The 22,926-nt window shown below is 55.8% G+C and carries 18 protein-coding genes; 7 read left to right on the top strand and 11 right to left on the bottom strand.

What is annotated here, in order from left to right; all coding sequences use genetic code 11:
* The first annotated feature begins 1 nt into the window (after nt 1).
* Both DYI22_RS14340 and DYI22_RS14335 read left to right on the top strand, forming a co-directional pair.
* Nucleotides 2-1,936, top strand: a complete 1,935-nt coding sequence (locus tag DYI22_RS14340) for a MacB family efflux pump subunit (RefSeq protein WP_213478841.1) — start codon at nt 2-4, stop codon at nt 1,934-1,936.
* 11 nt (nt 1,937-1,947) lie between these two features.
* On the top strand, nt 1,948-3,366 hold the full coding sequence (locus tag DYI22_RS14335) for an efflux transporter outer membrane subunit (protein ID WP_213478763.1): 1,419 nt from the start codon (nt 1,948-1,950) through the stop codon (nt 3,364-3,366).
* A gap of 627 nt (nt 3,367-3,993) precedes the next feature.
* Here DYI22_RS14335 and DYI22_RS14330 read toward each other — a convergent pair.
* The 3 genes from DYI22_RS14330 to DYI22_RS14320 all read right to left on the bottom strand — a co-directional run bounded on the left by DYI22_RS14330 (nt 3,994) and on the right by DYI22_RS14320 (nt 7,507).
* Nucleotides 3,994-4,935, bottom strand: coding sequence for an Abi family protein (locus DYI22_RS14330; RefSeq protein WP_213478762.1), 942 nt, complete (start codon nt 4,933-4,935; stop codon nt 3,994-3,996).
* Nucleotides 4,936-5,538: 603 nt separating this feature from the next.
* Complete coding sequence (locus tag DYI22_RS14325) at nt 5,539-6,222, bottom strand: hypothetical protein (RefSeq protein WP_213478761.1); 684 nt, start codon at nt 6,220-6,222, stop codon at nt 5,539-5,541.
* A 152-nt stretch (nt 6,223-6,374) separates the two neighbouring features.
* A protein-coding gene (locus DYI22_RS14320; protein WP_091643696.1) for an IS3 family transposase occupies nt 6,375-7,507 on the bottom strand; the annotation gives its coding sequence in 2 pieces (ribosomal slippage) (nt 6,375-7,249 and nt 7,249-7,507; 1,134 coding nt in all).
* A 54-nt stretch (nt 7,508-7,561) separates the two neighbouring features.
* On the opposite strand from DYI22_RS14320, the gene DYI22_RS14315 reads away from it, so the two are divergent.
* Together DYI22_RS14315 and DYI22_RS14310 are read left to right on the top strand one after the other, a co-directional pair.
* On the top strand, nt 7,562-8,386 hold the full coding sequence (locus DYI22_RS14315; RefSeq protein ID WP_213478760.1) for a hypothetical protein: 825 nt from the start codon (nt 7,562-7,564) through the stop codon (nt 8,384-8,386).
* Nucleotides 8,386-11,652, top strand: a complete 3,267-nt coding sequence (locus tag DYI22_RS14310; protein WP_213478759.1) for a hypothetical protein — start codon at nt 8,386-8,388, stop codon at nt 11,650-11,652. Before DYI22_RS14315 ends, DYI22_RS14310 begins: the two co-directional genes overlap by 1 nt.
* Nucleotides 11,653-12,240: 588 nt before the next feature.
* Here DYI22_RS14310 and DYI22_RS14305 read toward each other — a convergent pair.
* On the bottom strand, nt 12,241-13,449 hold the full coding sequence (locus DYI22_RS14305) for an Arm DNA-binding domain-containing protein (protein ID WP_213478758.1): 1,209 nt from the start codon (nt 13,447-13,449) through the stop codon (nt 12,241-12,243).
* A complete protein-coding gene (locus DYI22_RS17650; protein WP_323132924.1) occupies nt 13,442-13,681 on the bottom strand; it encodes a hypothetical protein in 240 nt (79 codons plus the stop codon). The genes DYI22_RS14305 and DYI22_RS17650 overlap by 8 nt, the downstream gene beginning before the upstream one ends.
* Before the next feature lie 153 nt (nt 13,682-13,834).
* Between DYI22_RS17650 and DYI22_RS14300 the strand changes: the two genes are divergently transcribed.
* The gene (locus tag DYI22_RS14300; protein WP_213478757.1) at nt 13,835-14,071 is read left to right on the top strand and encodes a helix-turn-helix domain-containing protein; all 237 of its coding nucleotides are present in this window, start codon (nt 13,835-13,837) and stop codon (nt 14,069-14,071) included.
* A 342-nt stretch (nt 14,072-14,413) separates the two neighbouring features.
* Here DYI22_RS14300 and DYI22_RS14295 read toward each other — a convergent pair whose 3' ends face one another.
* Genes DYI22_RS14295 through DYI22_RS14275 form a run of 5 tightly spaced genes read right to left on the bottom strand, consistent with a single transcriptional unit; the run spans nt 14,414 to nt 20,416 of the window.
* Complete coding sequence (locus DYI22_RS14295; RefSeq protein WP_072678648.1) at nt 14,414-17,452, bottom strand: efflux RND transporter permease subunit; 3,039 nt, start codon at nt 17,450-17,452, stop codon at nt 14,414-14,416.
* Nucleotides 17,449-18,501 (bottom strand): efflux RND transporter periplasmic adaptor subunit, encoded by a 1,053-nt coding sequence (locus tag DYI22_RS14290; protein ID WP_072678647.1) that lies wholly within the window; start codon nt 18,499-18,501, stop codon nt 17,449-17,451. Before DYI22_RS14290 ends, DYI22_RS14295 begins: the two co-directional genes overlap by 4 nt.
* Nucleotides 18,502-18,538: 37 nt before the next feature.
* Entirely contained in the window at nt 18,539-19,441 is a 903-nt protein-coding gene (locus DYI22_RS14285; RefSeq protein ID WP_091642674.1) for an alpha/beta fold hydrolase, read from the bottom strand.
* Nucleotides 19,431-19,934, bottom strand: a complete 504-nt coding sequence (locus tag DYI22_RS14280) for a PaaI family thioesterase (protein ID WP_091642677.1) — start codon at nt 19,932-19,934, stop codon at nt 19,431-19,433. The genes DYI22_RS14285 and DYI22_RS14280 overlap by 11 nt, the downstream gene beginning before the upstream one ends.
* On the bottom strand, nt 19,931-20,416 hold the full coding sequence (locus tag DYI22_RS14275) for a PaaI family thioesterase (RefSeq protein WP_091642679.1): 486 nt from the start codon (nt 20,414-20,416) through the stop codon (nt 19,931-19,933). The genes DYI22_RS14280 and DYI22_RS14275 overlap by 4 nt, the downstream gene beginning before the upstream one ends.
* Before the next feature lie 258 nt (nt 20,417-20,674).
* Here DYI22_RS14275 and DYI22_RS14270 point away from each other — a divergent pair, with 258 nt between their 5' ends.
* Nucleotides 20,675-21,289, top strand: coding sequence for a TetR/AcrR family transcriptional regulator (locus tag DYI22_RS14270; RefSeq protein ID WP_091642682.1), 615 nt, complete (start codon nt 20,675-20,677; stop codon nt 21,287-21,289).
* Nucleotides 21,290-21,358: 69 nt separating this feature from the next.
* Here the strand turns inward: DYI22_RS14270 and DYI22_RS14265 are convergent, their stop codons facing one another.
* The gene (locus tag DYI22_RS14265) at nt 21,359-22,402 is read right to left on the bottom strand and encodes an AraC family transcriptional regulator (protein ID WP_091642684.1); all 1,044 of its coding nucleotides are present in this window, start codon (nt 22,400-22,402) and stop codon (nt 21,359-21,361) included.
* Between the two features lie 129 nt (nt 22,403-22,531).
* Here DYI22_RS14265 and DYI22_RS14260 point away from each other — a divergent pair, with 129 nt between their 5' ends.
* Nucleotides 22,532-22,852, top strand: coding sequence for a 2Fe-2S iron-sulfur cluster-binding protein (locus tag DYI22_RS14260; RefSeq protein WP_091642688.1), 321 nt, complete (start codon nt 22,532-22,534; stop codon nt 22,850-22,852).
* Nucleotides 22,853-22,926 lie beyond the last annotated feature (74 nt).

Genomic DNA, 22,926 nt, shown 5'->3' with positions numbered 1-22,926 from the left:
ATTGGCTCAACCATTGATAGTACTGAGGGATATCACCCGCACCTACCACAACGGCGAAGTGGCCGTGCCGGTGCTGAGGGGCATCAACCTCACCATTCACCGCGGAGAATTCGTCGCCATTATGGGCGCTTCGGGCTCCGGTAAGTCCACCCTGATGAATATCCTGGGCTGCCTGGACCGGCCATCGACCGGCGAGTACCGCTTTGGTGGGCGGGACGTGTCCACTCTGGACAGTGATGGCCTGGCCCGTTTGCGCCGGGAATCTTTCGGTTTTGTATTCCAGAGTTACAACCTGCTGCCCGGTATTTCCGCTCGTGAGAACGTGGAAATGCCCGCCAGCTACGCCAGCCTCAAGGCCCGCGACCGTCAGGCGAGGGCTGCGAAACTGTTACAGCGGCTGGGACTGGATGAACGCATGGGCCACAAACCCGGCCAGCTGTCCGGTGGCCAGCAGCAGCGGGTGTCCATTGCCCGCGCGTTGATGAACGGCGGCGAGATTATCCTGGCGGACGAGCCCACGGGCGCCCTCGATAGCCACAGTGGCCGGGAGGTTATGGCACTGCTGAAGGAGCTGTCCGCAGAAGGCTATACCGTTATATTGATTACCCACGACAGCCATGTGGCCGAACATGCCCATCGCCAGATTGAGATTGCCGATGGCCAGATCGTCAGTGATCCGGGCCCGGCCGGGTCGCTCCCGGGCGCATCATTGCAACGTCAGCCCCTGGCGCACCGGCCATCCCTTGCAAGGGAACTGTACCAGGGCGCCCATACCGCCGTACGCTCGATGGTCGGCAACCTGTTCCGCACCGCTCTGACCCTGTTAGGGATCGTGATTGGCGTGGCCTCGGTGATCACCATGCTGGCCATTGGCGACGGTGCTCGGGAATCGGTGGTGGAGCGGATCAGCGCCATGGGCAGCAATCTGCTGCTGGTTCGCCCGGGCGCACCGGGGCAGCGCCGCGGAGGCTGGAACATTGCCACGCTGGTGCCGGAAGATGTCCAGGCCATCAACACGCTGCCCAATATCATCGCTGCCATTCCGGAACTCACCGGCAGCCAGACCCTGAGATACGGCAACGCGGACCATCAGGCGGAGGTGAATGCCACGTCCTGGCAATTCCCTCAGGCACGTCAGTGGCCGGTGGTGCAGGGCAGTTTCTTTAGCGAAGCCGATGAGGCCGAATACGCCCCGGTGGCGGTGCTGGGCAAGACCGCGTCGGAAGCACTGTTCGGCGAGGCAGACCCGGTCGGGCGCTATATCCTGATGAACAATGTGCTGTTCCAGGTGATCGGCGTGATGAGCGAACGCGGTGCCTCGCCCATGGGGCAGGACCAGGACGACGTGGTGCTGGTGCCCTACACCACAGGCAGCATGCGGATCTTCGGCCAGCGCCACCTGCGCAATGTCACCATTGCGGTGCACGATACCTCGCTGATGGATGAGGTCCAGGCTCAGGTGCATCAATTATTACTCCAGCGCCACGGCGTGGAGGATTTTCAGATCCGCAACATGGCCTCGCTGATCGACACCGTTTCCGAGACCCAGGATACCTTTACCTGGCTGCTGGGCTCGGTGGCTGCTATCTCCCTGCTGGTGGGCGGTATCGGCGTGATGAACATCATGTTGGTGAGCGTAACCGAGCGCACCCGAGAGATCGGTATTCGCATGGCCACCGGCGCCCGGGCCCGGCACATCCTGCAACAGTTCCTGCTGGAAGCTCTCGCCGTTTCGGCGCTGGGCGGCTTGATTGGCGTCGGGCTGGGGCTGGGTGCCGCGGCGCTGGTGGCCCATTTGGGAACGCCGGTGAGCTATTCGCTGTTACCGGTGTTGCTGGCCTTCGGATGTGCGTTCGGTACCGGCCTGTTGTTCGGATTCCTGCCGGCGCGCAAGGCGGCACGGCTGGACCCGGTAGCCGCGTTGGCAACGGAATAAGGTGTTACTGAATGGCTATTGGTATGAGAAAGACAGTGTGTCGCGCGCTTATCCTGGCCCTGGCAGTTGGCACATTCTCCGGCTGCGCCACGACAACCCCGATGGAGCGACCCGAGCTGGCGATGGGAGAGGCCTGGAATGCCCCGGACGTTATCACAGAAAACACTTTGCCGCCGGATTCCCTCTGGTGGCGGGCCTTTGGTTCGGTGGAGCTGGAGCGGCTGATCCAGCAGGCGTTTGACCAGAGCCCGGACCTGGCCGCCATGGCGGAGCGGATGTTCCAGGCAGAGCAGCAGGCGCGTATTGCCGGCAGCAGCCTGTTCCCCTCTTTGAACCTGAACGGCAGCACCGGCGCCCGGGTGGCTGATGGGGAGGGGGCATCCCGGCGCAGTGAATCCACCTCCGCCACGCTGACCGCCAGTTACGAACTGGATGTCTGGGGCAATCTTGCCGCCGGTCGGGAGGAAGCGAAAGCCTCGTTCCGGGCGACGGTATTCGATTACGATACCGTTCGCCTGACCCTCGCCAGCAGCGTAGCCACCACCTGGTTCCAGTTGCTGGCCCTGGAAGAGCAACTGCGGGTGGCGCGGGAAAACCTGGATATTGCTGAGCGCACCGAGCAGATCGTGGATGCCCGTTATCGCAACGGTGCAGCCAGCCGGGCGGAACTGTTGCGCCAGCAGACGGAAGTGCTGAATCAGAGAGCCAGTCTGGTGCCGCTTCAATTGCGGTACCGGCAAACCCGATCCGCGCTGGCGGTCCTGGTGGGTGCTTCGCCTCTGGGATTCAATACGGATACCGCTGACAAGACACTGCTGGCTATGGTGCTGCCTTCCGCTGATGCCGGCGTCCCATCCGACCTGCTAGTCCGACGACCGGACCTGGCCAGGGAAGAAGCCCGGCTGCAGGCGGCGGATGCCAATGTGGAACAGGCCCGCACCGCCTTTCTGCCCTCAGTCTCCCTTGGGATCAGTGCCGGTGGCAGCAGCGCTGACTTGCTGAGCCTGGCAAACCCGGTGGAAGCCGCTGGCTGGACCCTGTCGCTGGCCCAGACCCTGTTTGACGGCGGGCGCCTGGATGCCGAACAGGCGGTCAGTGAATCACAACGACTGGAGCTGGTGGAAAACTACCGCAGCGCCATCCTCACCGCGCTACAGGAGACTGACGATGCGCTCGACCGCCTGCAGACCAGCAAGCACCGAGAGGAACTGCAACAAACCGTCAACGAACGCGCCGCCTGCACCCTGGAACTGACGGAACTGCGTTACCGCGAAGGCAGTGATGAGCTACTGACCTTGCTGGACGCCCAGCGCACCCTGTTCCAGACCCGTGATCAACTGGTGCAGCTGCGCCTGGCGCGCCTGGTGGCGACGGTGGATCTTTACAAGGCGTTGGGTGGGGGGTGGCGTTATCCAGTCAGGACTTTCTGACCGTGGCTGCGACAGTTCCAGGGCGTGGTGAGACACAAAAAAGGCCCGCGTTTTCACGCAGGCCTTTGAAATAATGGCCCGCCCGAGAGGATTCGAACCTCTGACCTCTGCCTCCGGAGTGCACCTAAGGGCTGTGGTGTGAGTGGGGGACTATTGGTGTAAAACGAGGTGGTTCAGGAAGTTGCTCATGGAACTTGGGTCTCTGAGAAAGCCTTTTAATACCGAAAGTTACACAGTTGTAGCCAGTTTTGGGCACAACCTTGTCCGGTTGTAGATGTCTCGTATTGGTCAGAATGACCCTTGCCTGACCAGCTACACTTGTAAGGCTATATGCCTGTCCTCGTGTAAGCAATGCTTCAGATTCTGTCTGGTTTGAACTGTCCGGAATTAGACGTTTTGCGCAAAGGGTTCAATTTTTCGTGTGCGACTTTGGGTACCTTCCTCTCTACCTTTGATTGCAAAAGAGTTCACTATGAAGTCAGTGATTGGAAGGATTAGGCGAGAGCCCTTCTTGGCGTCTAGGATGCCTTGTGGCGATACAGAGCGTTGGGTGCTGAGGAGATAGACTTAACTGTTTTGACCATGGAATGGAGGACGAAAGTATGGGCTTGGAAAGGCGTGGCATATTTAGTTTATCACTGGGTAATAGGTCCCTACTCCAACCTTTTTCCGTGTCACGGTAACCTTTGTTTTAGCCCTGCACAGACTATTCAGATCCCTCTTGAAGCGCGTGATTGGTAATGTTTGTCCTGGCTTAAAGTCACGATACGCATCAAGTCCCTCGGGCGAGCACAGCCACTCAAAGTGAGCCAGAACATAACTTCTTTCATAGTCAGTAAATCGAGAAGGTGAAAGCCAGCGGAGAAGCTCGGTAGCTCTCTCGTGCTTCAGTTGGAGCATTCCTATGGCTTGCATTGGAGTAGAGGGGGCGCTGAGCTCTACCTTTGGCTGATAGCCTGCTCTTTGTCTTCGTTCCTCCAGCATGTTTGCTTGCTTCCAGACTGGTTCAAAGTGAGCAATTCGATTCCTTAATCTGTTTACCAGGTCCAACCTGGCGTAAAAAGCATCTAGATGTTTTTGCTTTTTCCAGTAATTTGCAGACTGGTGTCTGTGGCCTCTTACGATTGCTGGCACTAGGTTTTCCCAGGATAGTGGTGCATCGAGAAGTTTTGGCCAAAATCCAAACGTCATTTTAGATACGACATCATTTGGTGTTGGCTGTCTCGGTCTAAGAATGTAGTTTCCATTTTTCCGGTAGTGCGTTTGTTGCTTGATCTTGTCGGCTGATTTCGGAGGGAGGGTAACTTGGTTATACCAATCGTTGGAATGAGTGGTGCCAATTGAGGCGCTGGGAGAATATAGGGCTTGGCTCAGTGCAGAGTGGAATCGATTCCGCATCACCACTTCGGTGATTGCTATCAGACGAAAAAGAGCAGCCGATAGCGCCTCGTTCCAACAGTAGACCCCGTAAAGCTCTTGATCGTCAGTTCCTACGAACATGCTCTTGTAGCTAGAAAGCCTCGCGACTGAAATATCCTGGTGGGTTTGCGTAATATTCTTCGGTTGCATAGAGGCGACCCTTTAGCTAACATGATTCGCGTAAGCACTTGGGCACATATCTTCCATGATCTCGCAATTGCCAGGCATTGAAGATCCAAGTTGCAAAGATGTTATCAAAAAGGCTTCTCGAAAGAGAGGCCTTTTTGCTTTTTAGATCAACACTCTATGCTGGAAATCCTTCAGCTTCTAGATACTTTCTCGCTCTCGAAGGCTGGGTCCATGGTTTCAAACTGCACCAGTCAATGTAATCGATGACCTGTCATATATCTGCCAAACGAAAGCTCGAGAGATATCTTAAGGGAAATCCGCTTTCGACTATGATGATTGCGTACTTCAATAGGCATAGGAATAGCCTGAGAAAGGAATTTACAAGGCTGCTTTGGGAGGGGTAGCGGGGCTGGCAGATTTATAAAATTTCCCGTTACGACTCCCCTCCCAGAGAAACAAGACTCCTGAGAAGATAGGAATCCTGATCTTAGAGATCAGCAACATTGTCAATCACAGGAGAATCATTATGTCGAAAAAATCTGGCTCTGCGGGCTATCCAAGCACCACCGGCAACCCCTCAGGGGGCGGTCGTGATAATGGGCCGCGAAAATAACACGAGTTGGATCAGGTCGCCATCATGCTGGCGGCCTGCCCCTTATAGTGCTCCCATACGTCCTCAAACCGGAAAAGAAGTCCTTTCTCAATAGGAAACGCAGCGTCCTCAGGCTTGGAAGCTTTCATCTCGCCATCTATCAAGCGTCCCCAAGATATGGCGATATCACCGATAAACCAGGCCGGAGTGCCATTAAGCCCTTCAGGAACGAGGTTTTTTACAAAGCCGATTAGTTGGTCGGTCTGAGGTGAAACACCGCTTCTCCATTCTTGCAGCCGCTTTTTCTTAGTTTCCATCGCCACATCACAGACATCCCTATACTCCTGAGAACGAGGGTCGAGTTTTTCCAATTTTTCATCGCTAGGGTGTGGTATCGCACGAGCGATTTCGCGCCATGAAAGAGGTTTGTCTGGTGTGTCAGAGAATATGTACTTCCAGCGCTCGAGGAGTCTCGCGAACGGATAAGTAACCTTGCCATCATCCCCTATCTGAGGAGCAATTAACCCAAAGATTCCATGATCGGCATACTCATGAAGTGATGCGGGACTCCCGGAAACCGCTTGCGCAAAAATTGGGAGAGCGTCCAGGGAGAGATTTGAGAGTAAGTTGTAGTAGAAATCGATTCGAACTTCTTGCAGAAACCTGTTTTGGATTTTTAGGGCATTTGGGCTGGATGGTTTGATAGTGTTTGCCATGTTGATCAGGTGCTTATCAACAAAGGTATGCTTGGCAAGTAACTGTAGGACAAGTTTTGTTCCGAATCGCTGATGTTCGTTACTAAGATTCTTTGAAGTTGATGAAAGTTCTCTGATCTTGGTAAGCAGCTCGAGTGACCTGCCCCCAGTCGTTAATCCAACTGCTCCCTAGTAATGTCCGTTACTTTTGAATCAGTTTTTCCAAGTCGGAGAGCGGAGGCAAACTCCAGGGGTGTCTGATACCCCAAGGATGAATGCGGACGCTGCTCATTGTAGTCCAAGCGCCAATTGCTGATTTTCTCCCGGGCGTGAGCGAGATCCCGGAACCAGTGTTCATTCAGGCACTCATCCCGGAATTTTCCGTTAAAGCTCTCGACGTAACCATTCTGCATCGGCTTGCCGGGCTGAATCAGCTTCAGTTCAACGCCATGGCGGTAGGCCCATTGATCGAGTGCTCTGCCAGTGAATTCCGGCCCTTGGTCAGTTCTAACGGCTTTCGGATAGCCTCGGAAGGCAGCGATACCATCCAGGGTGCGAACTACCTGTTCACCTGAGATTCCCATGGCCACGGGAATATCGAGGCATTCCTTGGTGAAGTCATCCACTATCGTCAGACATTTGATCCTGCGCCCGTTGGCCAATGAATCCATCACGAAATCCATTGACCACGTATGGTTCGGCGCATCAGGCAACACCAGGGGCTGCCGCTCGACCATCACGCCTTTACGGCGCTTGCGTTTTCGGACGGCCAGGCCGGCCTCCCGGTAAAGCCGATAAACCTTCTTGTGATTCACCTCAGCACCCTCACGACGCAGCAACTGGTGGACACGCCGGTACCCGAACCGGCGACGTTCGAACGCAATGGCTTTGATGCGCTCCGTCAGCTCACGCTCTTCAGGAGAACGCTGAGACTGATACCGCATCGTTGCGCGGGATAACCCGACGAGTGAACAGGCTTTGCGCTCGGATATCGTCGTCTCCGACAGCATGGTGCGCACAGCCTCGCGCTTGTTCCCGACGGTCAGTACTTTCGGTTGAGGGCGGCCTTCAGAGCTTCGGTGTCGAGCATAGACTCGGCCAGCAATTTCTTGAGCCGGGCATTCTCTTCCTCCAGCGCCTTCAGACGACGGGCTTCAGAGACTTCCAGGCCGCCATACTTCTTGCGCCAGGTATAGAAGGTTGCGTCCGAGATGTTGTACTTCCGGCACAGCTCTTTGACCGGAAGGCCAGCCTCGGCTTCCTTCAGAATGGGAATAATCTGTTCTTCGGTGAATCGCTTCTTCATGTTCATCGTCCTCTCTGGTGATGAACATTACTAAGATCACGATGGATTAGAAAGTTGGGTGCAGGTCACCACCACTGTGATCGCCAGAGATTGGTCGACCATTACCTCCATGTTACCCGTCGGTGGATGCGGTTAACGGGGCCGGGAGCGCTGTGTCTGCCTCCACGCCAGGGAGAGCTGATTGATGGTGCTGTTGGCTCGGATCTGGTTCTGACAACGCCGGTTTTGATCAAACTGTTCGCTGCATTGCGGGGGCAGGTCAAAAACGACCGGATGTTGCTCGGGACGTCGGATGGGCTGAGACATTTCCATAACTCTCTGACCAATTACGTGCTGATGATGGCGTATTGGCTGACTGGTTATCGGGCTGTTCGGGATCCCCTCGGAGCTATCACGGAATACAACCGGGAACGCCGGTTGCTGTTGATAGCGGATAAAACCGGGGATGGATACGGGCATGCCAGAGTTGTGCCCGTGTGCTCGTTATTGGCGGAGCAACTCGATCTGTACGAAAAACACATTCAATGGATACGGAACCGACTATCGCTGGCGAATCGTGGTTGTCGTGGCGTGCCAATGTTTTTTCTGGACAACGAGTTCAACGAGGTTCAGGTACGACCGGCCTCTATGGAGGCGATGCTGGAATGGGCCTACGTGCTGCCGTTGAACCTCAATCGGCACTGGTTGCGAGGTGAACTCCGTCGGCTGGAGGTACCCGGTCCACAGGTAGACCGGTATATGGGGCATTGGTCCATCGGCCAGGAGCCGTGGGGACGCTATTCGGGTGTCGATCCACTCGATTTCAGCCAGGCGCTGGAGCCGGCATTGGAGCAGTTGGCAGCCATGCTGAAACTGGAAATAGTGCGGGGAGTTGCGTGATGGATGATGCAAACATTCAGGCATGGGATGGCTGGCTGGAACCCATCATGGCACTGGAACGGAAGGTCTCCCGGAAATCTGCAGCAGCCCCCGGAGCCGAGCAACGAGAGGTCACCAGAGTTGAGCAGAAACTGCGTCGATTGCGAACAGCTCTGGATCGATTAGGAGTGGCATTTCCTAACCTGTACCGAGGGGAGGTGGATCTAGATCTCTCCGCTGAACAGGTTGAGCAGCTGATAGCTGAGATTTGCGGAGATGAGGGTGGGTACGAGCTGCGCGATATTCAGCGCTACCTGGTTTCCGGGTTGGCCAAGGGGATTGGCGATCTCGGGTGGCAAATGCCACTTCCTCCGCCCATGGTGATCTGCGGGGTTGAATCCTCGAACATGAACCCGGACACGTTCCGGCGGTTGGCCGAATTTGATCAACTGAATGCGGCGTTTTTCGGTGATCTGGAGAGCACAGACACCGATACAGAGCCGGATATCCTGGATGATTCAGGCCAGTTGTTACTATCACTTTGTCTTCACTCCGGCGTGTGTAAAAAGACGTGGTTAACAGCACTGCCTGCAGCGATTATCGACGGCTGTGGGGTTCATGAAAGGACCGTCTGGTTAGAGCTGGGAACAGACGGCAACTTGGACAAAACGGACTATACCGAGCGACGACGCAGGCTGTTTCTGGCCCCGGTCACGCAACTGCTGTTGAGGCGGTGGTGCGGCCGCTGGGGACGTCGTTGGCCTCATGAGGAGACAACGGGTAAGCGCCGGCCGGTGGATTTTTTGATGAAGCGGTTTGCCAAAAAATTGTGTCGTGATTCGGACTTGCCCTCACACATAGCGGATCGTTGTTTACGTCTCTCCGAATCAAATCTCGTCACTCAGCTCCCGAATAGCCTGGTGCATTATCTGAGTAGTCTGCGCGTGGGTGTGCCTCTCCCTGAGCAGAACTGGCTTCGATTGCTGACGGATCGTCGTGGCTATAGTGACATGGATGCAGATGAAGCGACTCCGCTCCGGTCACCGGAGGGACGACAGATAGCAACCGGGCACCAGTATCCAGACCAACAGGTCTATTTTGGCGATCTGCGCCGAGCTGTTGGAACACTGAACAGTTCCGAATTCAGCGAGTTTGTTGTCGAGTTTTTGGGGAGATCAGAGGTGTCCCCGGTTCTGCAGTTAATGGCCCAGTGGGCTGAGTATCTGCGGGAACGAGGAGGGGTTGTCAAACGCAAACTCGCGAAGAATTCGGTTGTACGCTACCTGAACTGGATAAAACCAATGGTGTTCTATGCCGACGAGCTAAACGATCCCATCAACCTGGATGAGGATAGCTGGCAGGCCATTTACGATGAGATCATCGCGAATGCCCACGGCATGATCTCTGATTGTGCGGGGCGGCTGTCCGCGTTTCATCAATTTCTGGTGGATGCCCATGGAGTACCTCCGGTTGATATTGCTGGCATGAGTGCAGACCGACAGGTGGATGCGCGATTGTTGACGCCACGAGAGTATAGGCGAGTTCGAGCCCTGATCCGGAATCGAGCGGTCGATGAAACGATGGCGGACAGTCAGGAACTCATTCTGATTTTCGGGTATCGGCTCGGCCTCCGACGAGGAGAGGCCTATAGTCGTTTGTTTTCGGATTTTCCCGGGCTCGATATTCCGGAATTGGAGTCCGCAGAACTGCTGGTCCGCCCGAATAAAAATGCCCGGATCAAATCAGACACGTCAACGAGACGCCTGCCGCTGAACGTGTTGTTGATGGACGATGAATTGCGGAAGCTCGAGCAGTTTTATCAACGTCGGCGAGACCTGGTCCCGGGGAACCCGAGAGGGAAGGCGCTGTTTGGGGACGTGGTCGGTACCCACTGGCCCGCCATCATCGCCCGGTTGTTCGATCCTGTCACGCGGGCATTAAAAGAGGTGACTGGTGATAGCCGATTCCGGTTTCATCATTTACGGCACTCGTTTGTCACGCTGACATTTCTGAGGCTGATTGAAGGCTCTCCCTGCGAGTTCATACCGAGCGCCTGGAGGGAGGGGGAGCGAGGCGACCCATTATTGCCTCACACCGACACGGTTTTTGGGCGTTTGGCAAGGCTTTCAGATACTGGCCAGGCCCTGTGGCAGCTCGCCATGTGGGCAGGCCATGCATCACCCCAGGTGACGATGGAGTGCTATCTCCACCTGCTGGATTGGTCAGTCGGCCGTTTTCTGAATAAGCGTCACAATCCCGAGTTGTCTATACGTGCCCAGCAGGTGCTACTGGATAAACGCCCGGCTGCACTGGAAAAGTTCCGGTCGCGGAAAGCTCTGAGTCGTGCGCCGACACCTGCACACGAGATTGCTGAGGTTGTCAGTGATAAATGGCCGGAGACTGGTTTGAGGGAGTCGCCGCGACTAGAGCGGCATGTAGCTCTACAAGAGAAGGTTGCCTTGCCTGCACAACGAGTTCGGTGGCTGGACCCCTACAAATTGCAGTTTTTGGCTGCCGGGACCGAGACTGTGGCGGGAGCTAGACGTATACGAGGACTGGAATCGGCAGCACAAATGCTAGGTATTGCGCTGCACGATGCGGAACGTTGGGATAGACGCGCAAAACACATCATGTCGTGGGAAACGAATCGAATGACGCTCCAGCGCAAGGCGTCACCTCCAGGGTTGCCGATGATTACCTCGCGTACCCGTATGTCTCGACGAACGCCGGCAGTTTTGAGGAGTCTGGATAGAAAAGACCTATCTCGCGGCCTGCCTGAAGTACCTGGTCGCTTCATAGCTCCGCCCCACACAAAGGATGCCAAGAGCTATTCCGAACTCTATTTTAACCGGCTCATGGCCTGGTTTGAGGGCGACCCGGATTACGCACTCACGTGCATGCGTTCGGTGTTGGCATGTAGCCAACGTAGCAAAGCCGAAATAAGGCCACGAGATCCTAATGGCAACCAATGTCTTTATGAGCTATTACGCAAGCTTGAACTCGCAAGCCGAACCACAATAACGGTCAAGCTCCGATCAGACGGGAGGATTCAGTCTGAGAAAGAGTCCTGGGCTGATTTTTTTGCCGTACCCTCTCAACAAATTGAATTCGCACTAGTAGTGATACCGAAAAATCAAGGTGTGAATGGGCGATGTCGTATCTCCGTTGACCCTCCGCCTGCGCTCAATAGGAAACAGAACCTGTTCTGGTCAGTACTGCGGTTTGCGGTATTTTCTGCGTATGTTGCGTGTGCGTACGATGTGGAGGGAGAACTGGGTAAGGGGTGAGCTCCCCAGGAGCGCGGACTCCTCGGGAGCATTCATGGGCTAATACGGTGACAGAGTAGCCAGCAGTGCTGTCACGATGTTCGCTGTCAGTGCAAGTCCGAGGTCATAGCAGACAAGTCGGAGCAGGGCCCAGCTGCCATCACGTGGGATGGTTTGTTGGGGTAAATCATCGACAACCCACATGGCTGAGGTTGGCTGACCGTTGGTGTCAGTTAGGTCGAGCATCCAACAGGCTCCGATGGAAGCCGGTGAGACCAACTGAATCCCGTCTACGCGGTACCACTGGTGACGCTCATGGGTGTGGCCGCTCATAGTCCGACCTCCGTATGATCCACTAGCCGTCTCTCCAGCCTTGAAAGCAACTCGCCTAATTGCTGTTGACTCGTCATGCTCCCCAGTGACGTCAGCTCAATCCTGACCCAGGTTTCGAGCGCCTGCAGATTAGAGCGTTCATCTCCGGCGCCGAGTGACATGATCAACTGTGTGCCAGGTGTGATATTCAATGCAGAGGACAGGGCTGCTGCGAGGTTGCGTACATGGCGGTCGTCGTTTGCGCAACGAAGGATACGTCGACGACTGTTTGGTGCATTACTCCTCATTGGAGACCTCCTCAATGGCATCGGGCTCGATATTCTGGAACTGGGTAATGAGCAGTCGCTCAAAAGCGGATCCATCTCGCCGGGTCAGGTTGGGCACGTAGCGGCTATATACGCGGAACAACATTTCCGTGGTGGTGTGGCCCATCTGCCTGGCAATCCATTCCGGGTTCTCACCGGCGGCTAGCCATAGGGTCGCTGCGGTGTGGCGGGTCTGATAAGGCCGCCGTTTACGCAACTCAAGATGGCGGAGCAGCGGGTACCAAACCCTTTTCGTGACGTTGTTGTGATTCAACGGCCCACCGGTGCGGGTACAGAAAACAAACTCCATGTTCCCAGTAGCCTTTTTCTGGTCCTCAAGTGCGTCGACGACCAGTTGAGACATCTCAACGTGACGGTAGCTACCATCGGTTTTCGTCTGTTCGATTTCACCTTTCACCAGGGCCTGGCGAACCAGAATTTGCCGGCGCTTGAAATCGACACAATCCCAGGGCAAACCATCGATCTCACCGGTCCGGAGACCGGTAAAGAAGCGAACGGTGTAGTAATTCCTGAAATCTTTTCGAACTGCATCCAGAATCAGCCGAACCTCTTCCAGCGAGAAGGGCTCCACATCGGACCGGGGCACCTTCAGTGATTTGATCCCCTGATAGGGTGAGGTAAACTCATACCGGTTGGCTGCCTCTCCCAGAATCATGCGCAATGGCGTCATGATGCGGTTGATACGGCTGGCGGAAAGTGGCTTTTTGCTCCGGGTTTCTACTTTGGCGAGTGACGCCCGGAACGAAAGAATTTCCTGCCTGGTGATGTGGCCAACCTCCGACTCTCCGAACTCTGGAATCAGATAGTTTTCCAGCGTTCCCTCAATCGTCGCGATGTAGGAACGGCGCCACTGAATCCTCATTTCGTCCAGCCATGTTTGTGAAAATCCACTGAACAGCGGTGTGTCATGGGCTCCCCGAGCGCGCTGCAATTCAGCTTGCCGAGTAAACTCCTGAGCCTTTGGGCTATCGGGGAAATACTTGTGATACTCGAAGGTCCCCAAAGTGATTTCGGCTTCGATCCTTTTCAAGAGTGACTGAAGTTTCTTCCGATTTGCTGGCGTGTCGTCGAGCGCGGTCTGCTCTCGGCAACGGGTTCCTCGATACTTGAAATCGAAAAACAACTTTTGCGTGGAGGCACGCACTCGAACGCTACCCATTCATTCGTCCTCCATTAGCCATTGGAATTGAGAAAGACTGGTTTCCTGATTGGATTCCCATGTCCCGCTCGATGGGCTCCCACATATACAAGATCTTTCTCCCGCCAAATGGGCGGATGTAATGAATGCCCTCGAGCAAGACGCTGTCTTTAAGCCGCTCCCTCACGGTTCGGGCGTCATAGCGAATTCGAGACGCAAGCTCTTCTGTGGTCAGGTATTCGGTTTTCGACATAATTAGCTTTTAACCTCTTTTTGTAGCGTACAAGCTACATATTAATGCTGAGGTCATCGCTGTCAAGCATCTTTTGTAGCGTAAGGGCAACATTGGATGTGATTGTGCGTCGATTTTGGTAAGCTAAAGCCTTGCAAAGGGAGGGGAAGCGCAATGATCAGGTTTCGACTGAAAGAACTGATTGCCGAGAAAGGATTTCAAGAAAATCGAAGGGTTACGCTGGACGAGATTTCCAAGGAGACAGGTATACACAGAACGACACTATCCAAAATAGCGAACCAACGTGGCTACAACACCACGACCGAAATTCTGGACAAGCTTTGCATGTACTTCGATGTGGAGCTGCAAGAAGTAGCGCAGTTTGTTGAGGATCCGGAGGATCAGAATTGATCTTTTCCCAATGGGCCAATACTTTAAAGCTTCCCCTCTTCTTTCATAGATAGGTGTGGTTAGAGCTCAACTTATCGCCTCCCCCCCCAGAGTCCGACCAATTCAGTAATTCTTTCCCCGGCCTAGAGGCCTATGAATTGTTTGCTCGTAAACAAAAGCGGACATTCAAGTTAGCCTCCGCTCAGGGCCGACGAGCAAATCACTTATGCTTCATACAGCCTAATTGATGGAGCAAATCACGGACGCCAGACGATCACATGGAAAGGAAGCTGGGTGCAGGTCAGGGGTTTCAGCTAGCTTTGGGATGCCTGAACCAGTCTAAACTGTGGGGCCGATCTAATCTCAGCGTTCGTTCTTTAATCGAAACCAAAGGGCATAAAGCGCCGGCACAAACAATAGCGTGATCAGAGTGCCGACCGCCACGCCACCGATAAGGACATAAGCCAGCGGCCCCCAGAACAGGTCAAAGGTCAGAGGTACAAACGCCAGAACGGCCGCCAGGGCGGTGAGTACCACGGGGCGGGCACGTTGGACTGCCGCTTCGACAACGGCTTCCCGGGCAGCCATTCCTGCTTTGAAGTTGTCCTGCACCTGCTGCGTCAGAATCATGGTATTTCGCATCAGGATGCCGCCCAGGCCAATCAGCCCCAGCAGCGCGGTAAAGCCAAAGGGTTGATTAAACAGCAGCAAAGCCAGCACAGCCCCAATCAGCCCCAGTGGCGCGGTGGCAAGAACAGTCAATGTGCCGATAAAGGAACGCATCTGAAGCATGATAAAGATCAGCATCAACGCCAACATCACCGGTTGTAATGTCTGGATTGAAGCATTGGCTTTGGCTGATTGTTCCACCGTACCGCCGATTTCAATACGGTAACCCTCCGACAACTGTTCGCGCAGGCCCGTCATCGCACTCCATATCTCCTTGGTGACATCCGGTGGCTGGGCACCTTCTACATCGGCCTGAACGGCCAGGAAGGGGTCACGGTTGTAACGCTTTATGACGGGGTCCTCGTAACGAACCTGCCACTTGCCCAGTTGCTGTACGGAAAGTTTGCGGCCGTCGCGGGTTTTGATCTCAAGATCTTCCGGCATGATCACTTCGCCACGTGCATTACGCGCCACCAGTTGAACGCTCCTTATGCCCTGGCGCAGTTCGGTGACGGCCACTCCGCGGAGTTGGAACTGCAGTTGCCGGGCAACCTCTGCCGGAGTCAGGCCCATCCAACCCAGATTTTCCGGATCCATATCAAGATAGAGAGTGGGCACACGCTCATCCCATTCGAGATGCGGCATGACGATGTTCGGATGCCCGGTCATGAGAGTGCGGATCTGGTGCGCGATCTCTCTGAGTTGATCGGATTCCGGACCCAGCACACGAAAACTGACCGGCCAGACCACCGGGGGACCGTACAGCAAACGCGTCACCCGCACTCGTGCCTCCGGAAATTCACCCGCCGCGATTCTGGTTTCCAGCGCCGAGATGATGCGATCGCGCCCTTTAACGTCCTGCCCAATGGCAATCAACTTGGCAAATGCCGGGTCCGGCTGCTCGGGGTTGGCCGATACGAAGAATCGGGGCGCACCGGCACCGATGTAAGCGGAAAGGCTTTTCACCTCCGGCATGTCCATCAGAATCGCTTCCAGGCGTCTGACACTTTGATCCGTGGTGGCAATAGCGCTCCCCTGCGGAGCGTAGACACTGATCAGAACTTCGGGGCGATCAGAACTGGGAAAAAATTGCTTCTGCACCTGGGTTGCCATCCCGAAAGCACTGATCGCCAGCAAACCCACTGTGATAAAAACGACGGTTTTCCGGTACTGAACACACGCTGTGATCACCCCACGCAACCGCTGATAAAACGCGCTTTGGTAAAGGTCCTGGCCCATATGCCCGGTGTAATCGGGCAAGAGCTTGACGCCCAAATAAGGCGTAAAAGTTACCGCCACCACCCAGGAAATCAACAACGAAAAAGCCAGCACCCAGAAGATGTTGCCGGTGTATTCTCCCACTCCGGACTGGGCAAATCCGATGGGGACAAATCCGGCCACCGTCACCAGCGTACCGAACAGCATGGGCGCGGCGGTTACGCTCCAGGCATGACTGGCTGCCCGTACCCGGTCCCAGCCGCTCTCCATCTTCACGATCATCATTTCAATGGCGATGATCGCATCGTCCACTAACAGACCCAGTGCGATAATCAACGCACCCAGGGTGATGCGGTCCAGGTTTATGCCCGCCATTTTCATCAACAAGAAAGTCAGGCCGAGGGTCACAGGAATCGCAATGCCCACCACCAAACCCGCGCGCAGACCGATCGCCAGTATGCTAACCCCCATCACCACGACCAACGCAACCAGAAACTTGACCTGAAAAAGATCAACCGCCTGAGTGATGGCTTCCGCCTGATCGGTCAGGGTCTGTATTGACATTCCCAGCGGCAGCCTGCCCTGTTCGGTACTGACAAACTCGCGCAGCCGCGCGCCAAATTCCAGGCCATTTTCACCCGCACGCATGACCACACCCAGGAGGATCGCATCCTCACCGTTGGAGCGGACGATGTAGCTCAAAGGATCTTCATACCCTAAACGCACCTCGGCCAGATCAGATACGGTAATAAGCTGGTCGCCGATACGGAGAGGTACTGAGGTGAGGCGCTCAAGGTCAGACAGGTCGATGTTGCTGCGGACATAAACCCGCGGGCCGGCAAGATCAACAAAGCCAAGAGGCTGAAGACGGTTGTTGGCCTCTATCGCCTGCAACACCTCTTCTGCCGACAAACCGAGGTTGTTGAGCCGGTCCTGATCAAATTCGAGATACACCCGCTCAGGACGCTCCGCCAGGAGCTGTGCTTTTTGCAAGCCGGGCAGCCGTTGCAGGCGATCCCGTATCGATTCTGCCTCGCGGGTCAGTTCACGCATTGGCATCCCGGGTGCCGTCAGCGCCAGCAGGGAGAAATACACATCCGCGAAATCATCGTTGACGATGGGGCCGATCACACCCTGGGGGAGGTTGGGTCGCTCATCGAGCATGCGCTTGCGGACTTGATAGAAGAGGTCCGACACTTTTTCACTCGGAGTAGAATCCAGGAATCGGATAACCATGGCGGCCTGCCCGGGCCGAATGGTTGTCTCAATATTATCGAAATACACCACCTCCTGGATTCGCTTTTCCAAACGATCCACGACCTGGTTCTGCAGCACCTCGGGGGTTGCCCCTGGCCAGACGACAGAAACCACCATCGCCCGGACGGTGAACGCAGGGTCTTCCGCCCGACCCAGGGACGAGAACGCGTAGAAACCGGCAACAACGGACAGCAAAAGAAAAAAGAGGGTGACCGAACGCTCGCGCACTGCCAGCGCGGAAAGATTCGGTAAGCTCATTGAACCAGCTCCCGCACTGCCATGCCAGGCGTGAGCAGGTGTGTCCCCAACGCGACGATGGGCGTTCCCGCCTTGATGTCGACCTTGATCTTCGCATACTCCTCACCCAGATCGATCACCTCGACCGCCAGGGGCGTTACCGTGCCGTCGGAAACCAACCAGATCTGCGGCGTTTGCCCTCTCTCATCCAGGGCACCCAGCGGTACGCGATGGCTGGGGGCGGTTTGCTTCTGCGCTAACCGCACACTCACCACCGACCCCAGGGTTAAAGACGAGGGGTAGGGCCCCTCCAGGCTGTATCGGGCACGCCAGCTCCGGCTTGCGGGGTCGGCAGCCCCGGCAATCTCTCTCAAGCTCACAGCAAGCTGTTCGCCATTGGGTAAAGGGACATAACCGCGCATGGACGGGTTACTGCCCTCTGGTAAAAAAACCTCGACTTCCAGCGATTGATCTTCGGCCAGAACGGCAAGGGTTTGTCCGACACCCACAACCTGGCCAGGTTCAACGATGACCTCAGTGACCACGCCTGCATGGGCGGCTTTCAGTTCCGCATACCCCAGGGCATTCTGAGCCTGCTGATTGCGTGCAGAAGCGGTTTGCACCTGGCTGCGCGCCTCACGCTCTGCCAACTCAAGGCGTTGCAGGGTTTGTTCGCTGACAAACTGATGCGCCACAAGTTGCTGCTGGCGCTGGAGTTCATTGGTGGCAATTGCCAGGGCCGCTTTTGCACGCTTAAGATCCACGGCGGCGACCCCTGCGGCTGCCACCAGGTCCCGTGTATCGAGCTTGAACAGTAAGTCGCCTTTTTCCACGCGCTGACCGGCATCGATATAACGATGCTGAATCCGACCGGCGATCTGAAAGGCCTGAGGAACTTCGTGGCGGCCTCGCAGGGTTCCTGAAAATCTCTGCGCTGTTGGGCCGGCGTCCTTTAGTTCAACTGTTTTTACCCAGGGGATAGGGGCGCGGGCATCTGGGGGCGGTTCCGAAGACTGCTGACAACCAGACAGCATGAGCAGCGAGATAAACAGGGTCAGCATACAGCGCATGGCAGGTGTCCCGATTGGCAAAATCCAGATTTGAGTATCAGCTCTCACGGTAGCCGGACAAAACAAGTTGCAGGATGGCATCGCGAACGGTTTCCCTCCGCTCCATAGGCAGAAAATGAGTCGCCTCGCCGAGGACATTTACGTCAGCCTCAGGCAGCAGGATCTGCAGGCGTTTTCGCGCGGCCGGCGAGAAGGTTGACCCGCGTTCCGCCGCCAGCACGATAACCGGGCACCGCAACTGACGAATACCGGGCCAGGGGTTGTGTTCGGTATGGGCAAAAGTGGTGCTCTCCCACTCCGGCGCACACGCCAACTGAACTTGATCTTCCTGCGGTTCGAAGGCGTGCTGGATATAGGCTTCCAGCCATGCTTCGGGCCAGGTCTTGAAGCCACCGCGGCCCCGATAGTTGTCCAACGCAGCAGCGTGCGAGTCGAATACCGGGCGCCGACGTGCGGCTCCGGCGGCCAGTGACAACCGATGTGACTGGCGTAGCAGCTTGGCCAGCCACAACCTCAGGCCCTGCCCCGGATCCATGATTACGGGTTCCGCCAGAATCAGGCCCAGCACTTTGTCTGGCCGTCGGGCAGCGGCCATGATGCTGGTGGTGGCCCCAATGGAGTGGCCGGCAAGCCAGACCGGCTCATCCAGGCTATCCAGCAGAGCGGTCATGTCGCGATAGTAGGTTTCCCAGCCCCGGAATGTCGAAAAGTTCGCCGCACCGGCGCTGGCCCCGTGCCCCCGCATGTCCCAGGCCAGGACATTGACGTCCGTGGCAAGCTCATCAAGGAGGGGGCGGTACAGGCGGCCATGGAAACCCGTTGCATGCGCCCAGTGCAACGTGGGGCGCGCTTTGGATTGCGGCCAGCGCCACAGGGCGATCTCCGCGCCATCCGGCGCCTGGAATTGGTCGCGTTCAGGGTTGTTGTGCTTATTGTCCATGAAGATCTGCTTCTTTGGCCGCCATTGTCGGGAGCAACAACTGAACCTGACCGCTGGCGATCGGCTTGCGCTTATCGCCCTGCCAGCAGGTCACCCGGACCAGGCTGCTCCGCCTGCCTTGCCGGACAATTTCGGCGCTGGCGAACGTCGATCGGGCCTGCGCGGAGCGGAGGTAGTTAATGTGGCTGTCGAGAATGCGTGGGCAACGTTTGTCTGTATCCTGGCGTTGCGCAGCGACCCGCGCGGTAAGCTCCATCAGGGCGCCAAGCACGCCGCCATGGAGAGCAGGTAGCATAAAGTTGCCAATCAGCGCTTCACGACACGGCATATGAACCACTAGACCTACATCGTCGCGTTGAACCTCAAGACCAAGGTGCCGTGCGTAGGGAGTGCGCTCCAGCAGGGCCTGCCAGTCGGAACATTCTTTCCCGCTTTCTTGCCCGCTTTCGGAAGGGCCTGAGATGGGTTGTGCCGAATCGCCAGTCGTACTCATGCGCCCTCCTTTTTTCGTCCACCGGCCTGAAATTGCTGGCCCTGGGTGTTGCGCATGAAGGTGGCGCTTGCCGTCGCTAACAGCTCACTGTCACTCTCGCTGAGGATGTCGCAATGGATGAACGCGACCTCGTCCGTTAAATGACGACAGGTGGCCACCGCTACCAGGGCACGGTCGCCGCTGGCAGGCCGCAGATAATCCATGCGCAGATCCAGCGTGGCAATGGGCATCAGCTCCAGGGCCCCCGCAAATACCGCCAGGCCTCCGGCGGAGTCTGCCAGTGAGTAGAGCACGCTGGTGCAGATTTCTTTTGTATCCTCTTCGGCGAACATCCATGGCTGTGGGGTCAGGCGCATACAGACCTGGCCCTTATCGACAGAGACAACCTGCATACCCAGATCCCTGCCGTGGGGAACCTGTTCGGTGAACTGCCACGCCGTCGTCACAGCGTCACTGTGCTGAGCTCTGTTCGACTCCGTCATCAGATCTGCCCACCCCGGTTTGCATTTCGCGCAGGGGTGGAAGTGGGGGGAAACAGCTGATTTTGATAGGTCATTGCCATGTCAGTTTCTTCCGAATAACATTGTTGCTGGATTTTGGTTGGTTAACCAACCAAATGTCAAGAATCTGTTGTGGCAAATGGCACGCCACCCGTGCGATGGCGCACCACCAATGCAATGAGTCAGGTGGTTGCCGCTCTGATGAACAAATAGCTGGCTTGCTGAGGAGATGTTTAAGCCATGGTTAACAGACAGATGACTCCTGCAAGCAAACTGGGCGACCAGGGCGACGTTTTGTCTAACGCAGCCCGGCTTTTTCGTGAGAAAGGCTTTGAAAGGACGTCGCTCAAGGAGATTGCCGAGGCCTGCAATATGCTGCCCGGAAGTCTGTATTATCGTTACAACAGCAAGGAAGCGCTGCTTGTCGAGCTGATGCGCCGGGGGGTGGACCTGGTTACCGCAGAGGTCGAGTCGGCTTACGCCAGTTCGGATGACCCGGTTGAACGGTTGCGTCTTTGTATCAACGCGCATCTGCGAGCCCTGTTGGTCGATTCGGACGCGGTTTACGTGCTGCTGTTTGAATGGCGAGCGCTGGGCCCGGAGGCCCGCGAGGAAATCATCGAACTGCGTGACCAGTACGAGTCCTTGTGGGCCGATATCCTCGAAACGATGATTGCACAGGGCGTGATCCGGAAGAATGTTGACGGCCGTTTGCTCCGCCTGATCGGCCTTGGGGCGCTCAACTGGGTTGCAACCTGGTTCGACCCGAACGGGGCTCATTCACTCGACGCCATTGGCGACTTGATCTGGCAGATCGCGATGGACGGTGTGATCAATAAAGGGGGGCAGGCATAGGTTCTGGCTTCACAAACGCAAGCAAGTAGCCTCTGTTTATGATCGCTAATCATGCGGATGCACGGTTTGTCATCTGACATTTTGCCTGAACTGCTCAGGCGACTGGTCAAACCAGCGCTTGAAGGCGCGTCTGAAATTGGCAATGTCGTGATAGTTCATCAACGCGGAAATGGCCTCGATTGACAGTTGGCTTTCACGCAAATAGGTCGCTGCCTGCTGGGACAGAATCTCGTCGCGAACTTTCCGAAAACCGCTGCGTTCCTGCTTGAGTTTGCGTGCCAGAGTGCGTTTGCTCATGAACAACGAGGCCGCTGCTTCGTCTTCACTGAGCGTTCCGGGCGGTCGGGACAACATCATCATCTTCAGCTGGGTCTGATAGCTCGGTTGATCCGACTGAAGTTGCACAAGCATCGATTCACACTGTTGCAAGGCCAGACGATAGTTTTCGTGATTGGCGGACGCATTCGGTTCCCGACACAATGACATCGGCAACGTAAGTTTTACCTGATCGCAATCATAGTGAATCTGCCCGGATAAAAAATCGGCATACATTGCCTTATACTTTGGTTCAGGATGAGCGAAGTATATTTCAGCCTCATGCAAAGGGCGACCAATTATAAATTCGCCAAATTCAAAAAGGGCCTTAATCATCGCATCCGACAGGCACTGCTGTATGTCATCGTCCAGCGACTCCTGATAGTCCAGAATACACTCCAGGCGCTCGTTGACTTGCTGCAAATGCAGGTGGATGAAGCTAGCACGCGTGGGCAGAAAAGTATGAATCGCCTGCAGCGCAGTGAGAAAGTCGGGGCTGCTGTAAGCAACGAACCCCATTGCTCCATGGGTTGCCGGTGTCAGTCGCTTGCCGAGCCGCAACCCGAATTCCGGCAGGCCGGACAAGTCCAGTGCGTTGCGCAGAATCCGCATCTGCTGAGCTGCGGTAAGCAGGCTTTCCTCACTCAATAATTGCGCCACACCAAGCCCGGTGCCGAGCAGCAGACGTGGCAGTTGTTTGGCTGTTAAATCAAGCTCACGCGCAATTAGCCGTGAGTAATTCGATGGAATACCTGGACCGGTTTTTTGCAAATCACCCGCCTTCTGCGTCGTCATCATTGATCATCTCCGTCCTGAACGACCACTATTTTGTCTTTAAATGACTCTATGTTGTCAAGAAATGACCTGACAGAAGTATCGCCAGACAGCCAATATCTATCGGTGAATACTACGGGCAGGAGAACAACAATGGGTAAGATTACTTTTATAGAACATGATCAAACTAAACATGTCGCTGAGTTCAAAACTGGTTCCTCGGTAATGCAAATCGCCGTTGACAATCTGATCCCCGGTATTGACGGGGACTGCGGGGGGGAATGTGCCTGTGGCACCTGCCACGTCATCGTCTCGGACGATTGGTTCAGAAAGACAGGTACGCCTGGTGGTGAGGAAGAGCAAATGCTGTCAATGACCCCGGAGCGGGAGAGCACTTCGCGCCTGGGCTGCCAGGTGGTCATTACTGATGAAATGGACGGCATGACCGTGCATTTACCCGAGTTCCAGATGTGAACATAGGAGGACGCATGCCAACACTGTCTAAAACATTTGACGACATTCAATCCCGAGTGATCAATGCTACCTCC

This window comes from Marinobacter lipolyticus (genome assembly GCF_018424605.1).
Taxonomy (GTDB): Bacteria; Pseudomonadota; Gammaproteobacteria; order Pseudomonadales; family Oleiphilaceae; genus Marinobacter; species Marinobacter lipolyticus_B.
Note: the sequence above shows the minus strand (reverse complement) of the source record. Positions and strands in the feature narration are given on the sequence as shown.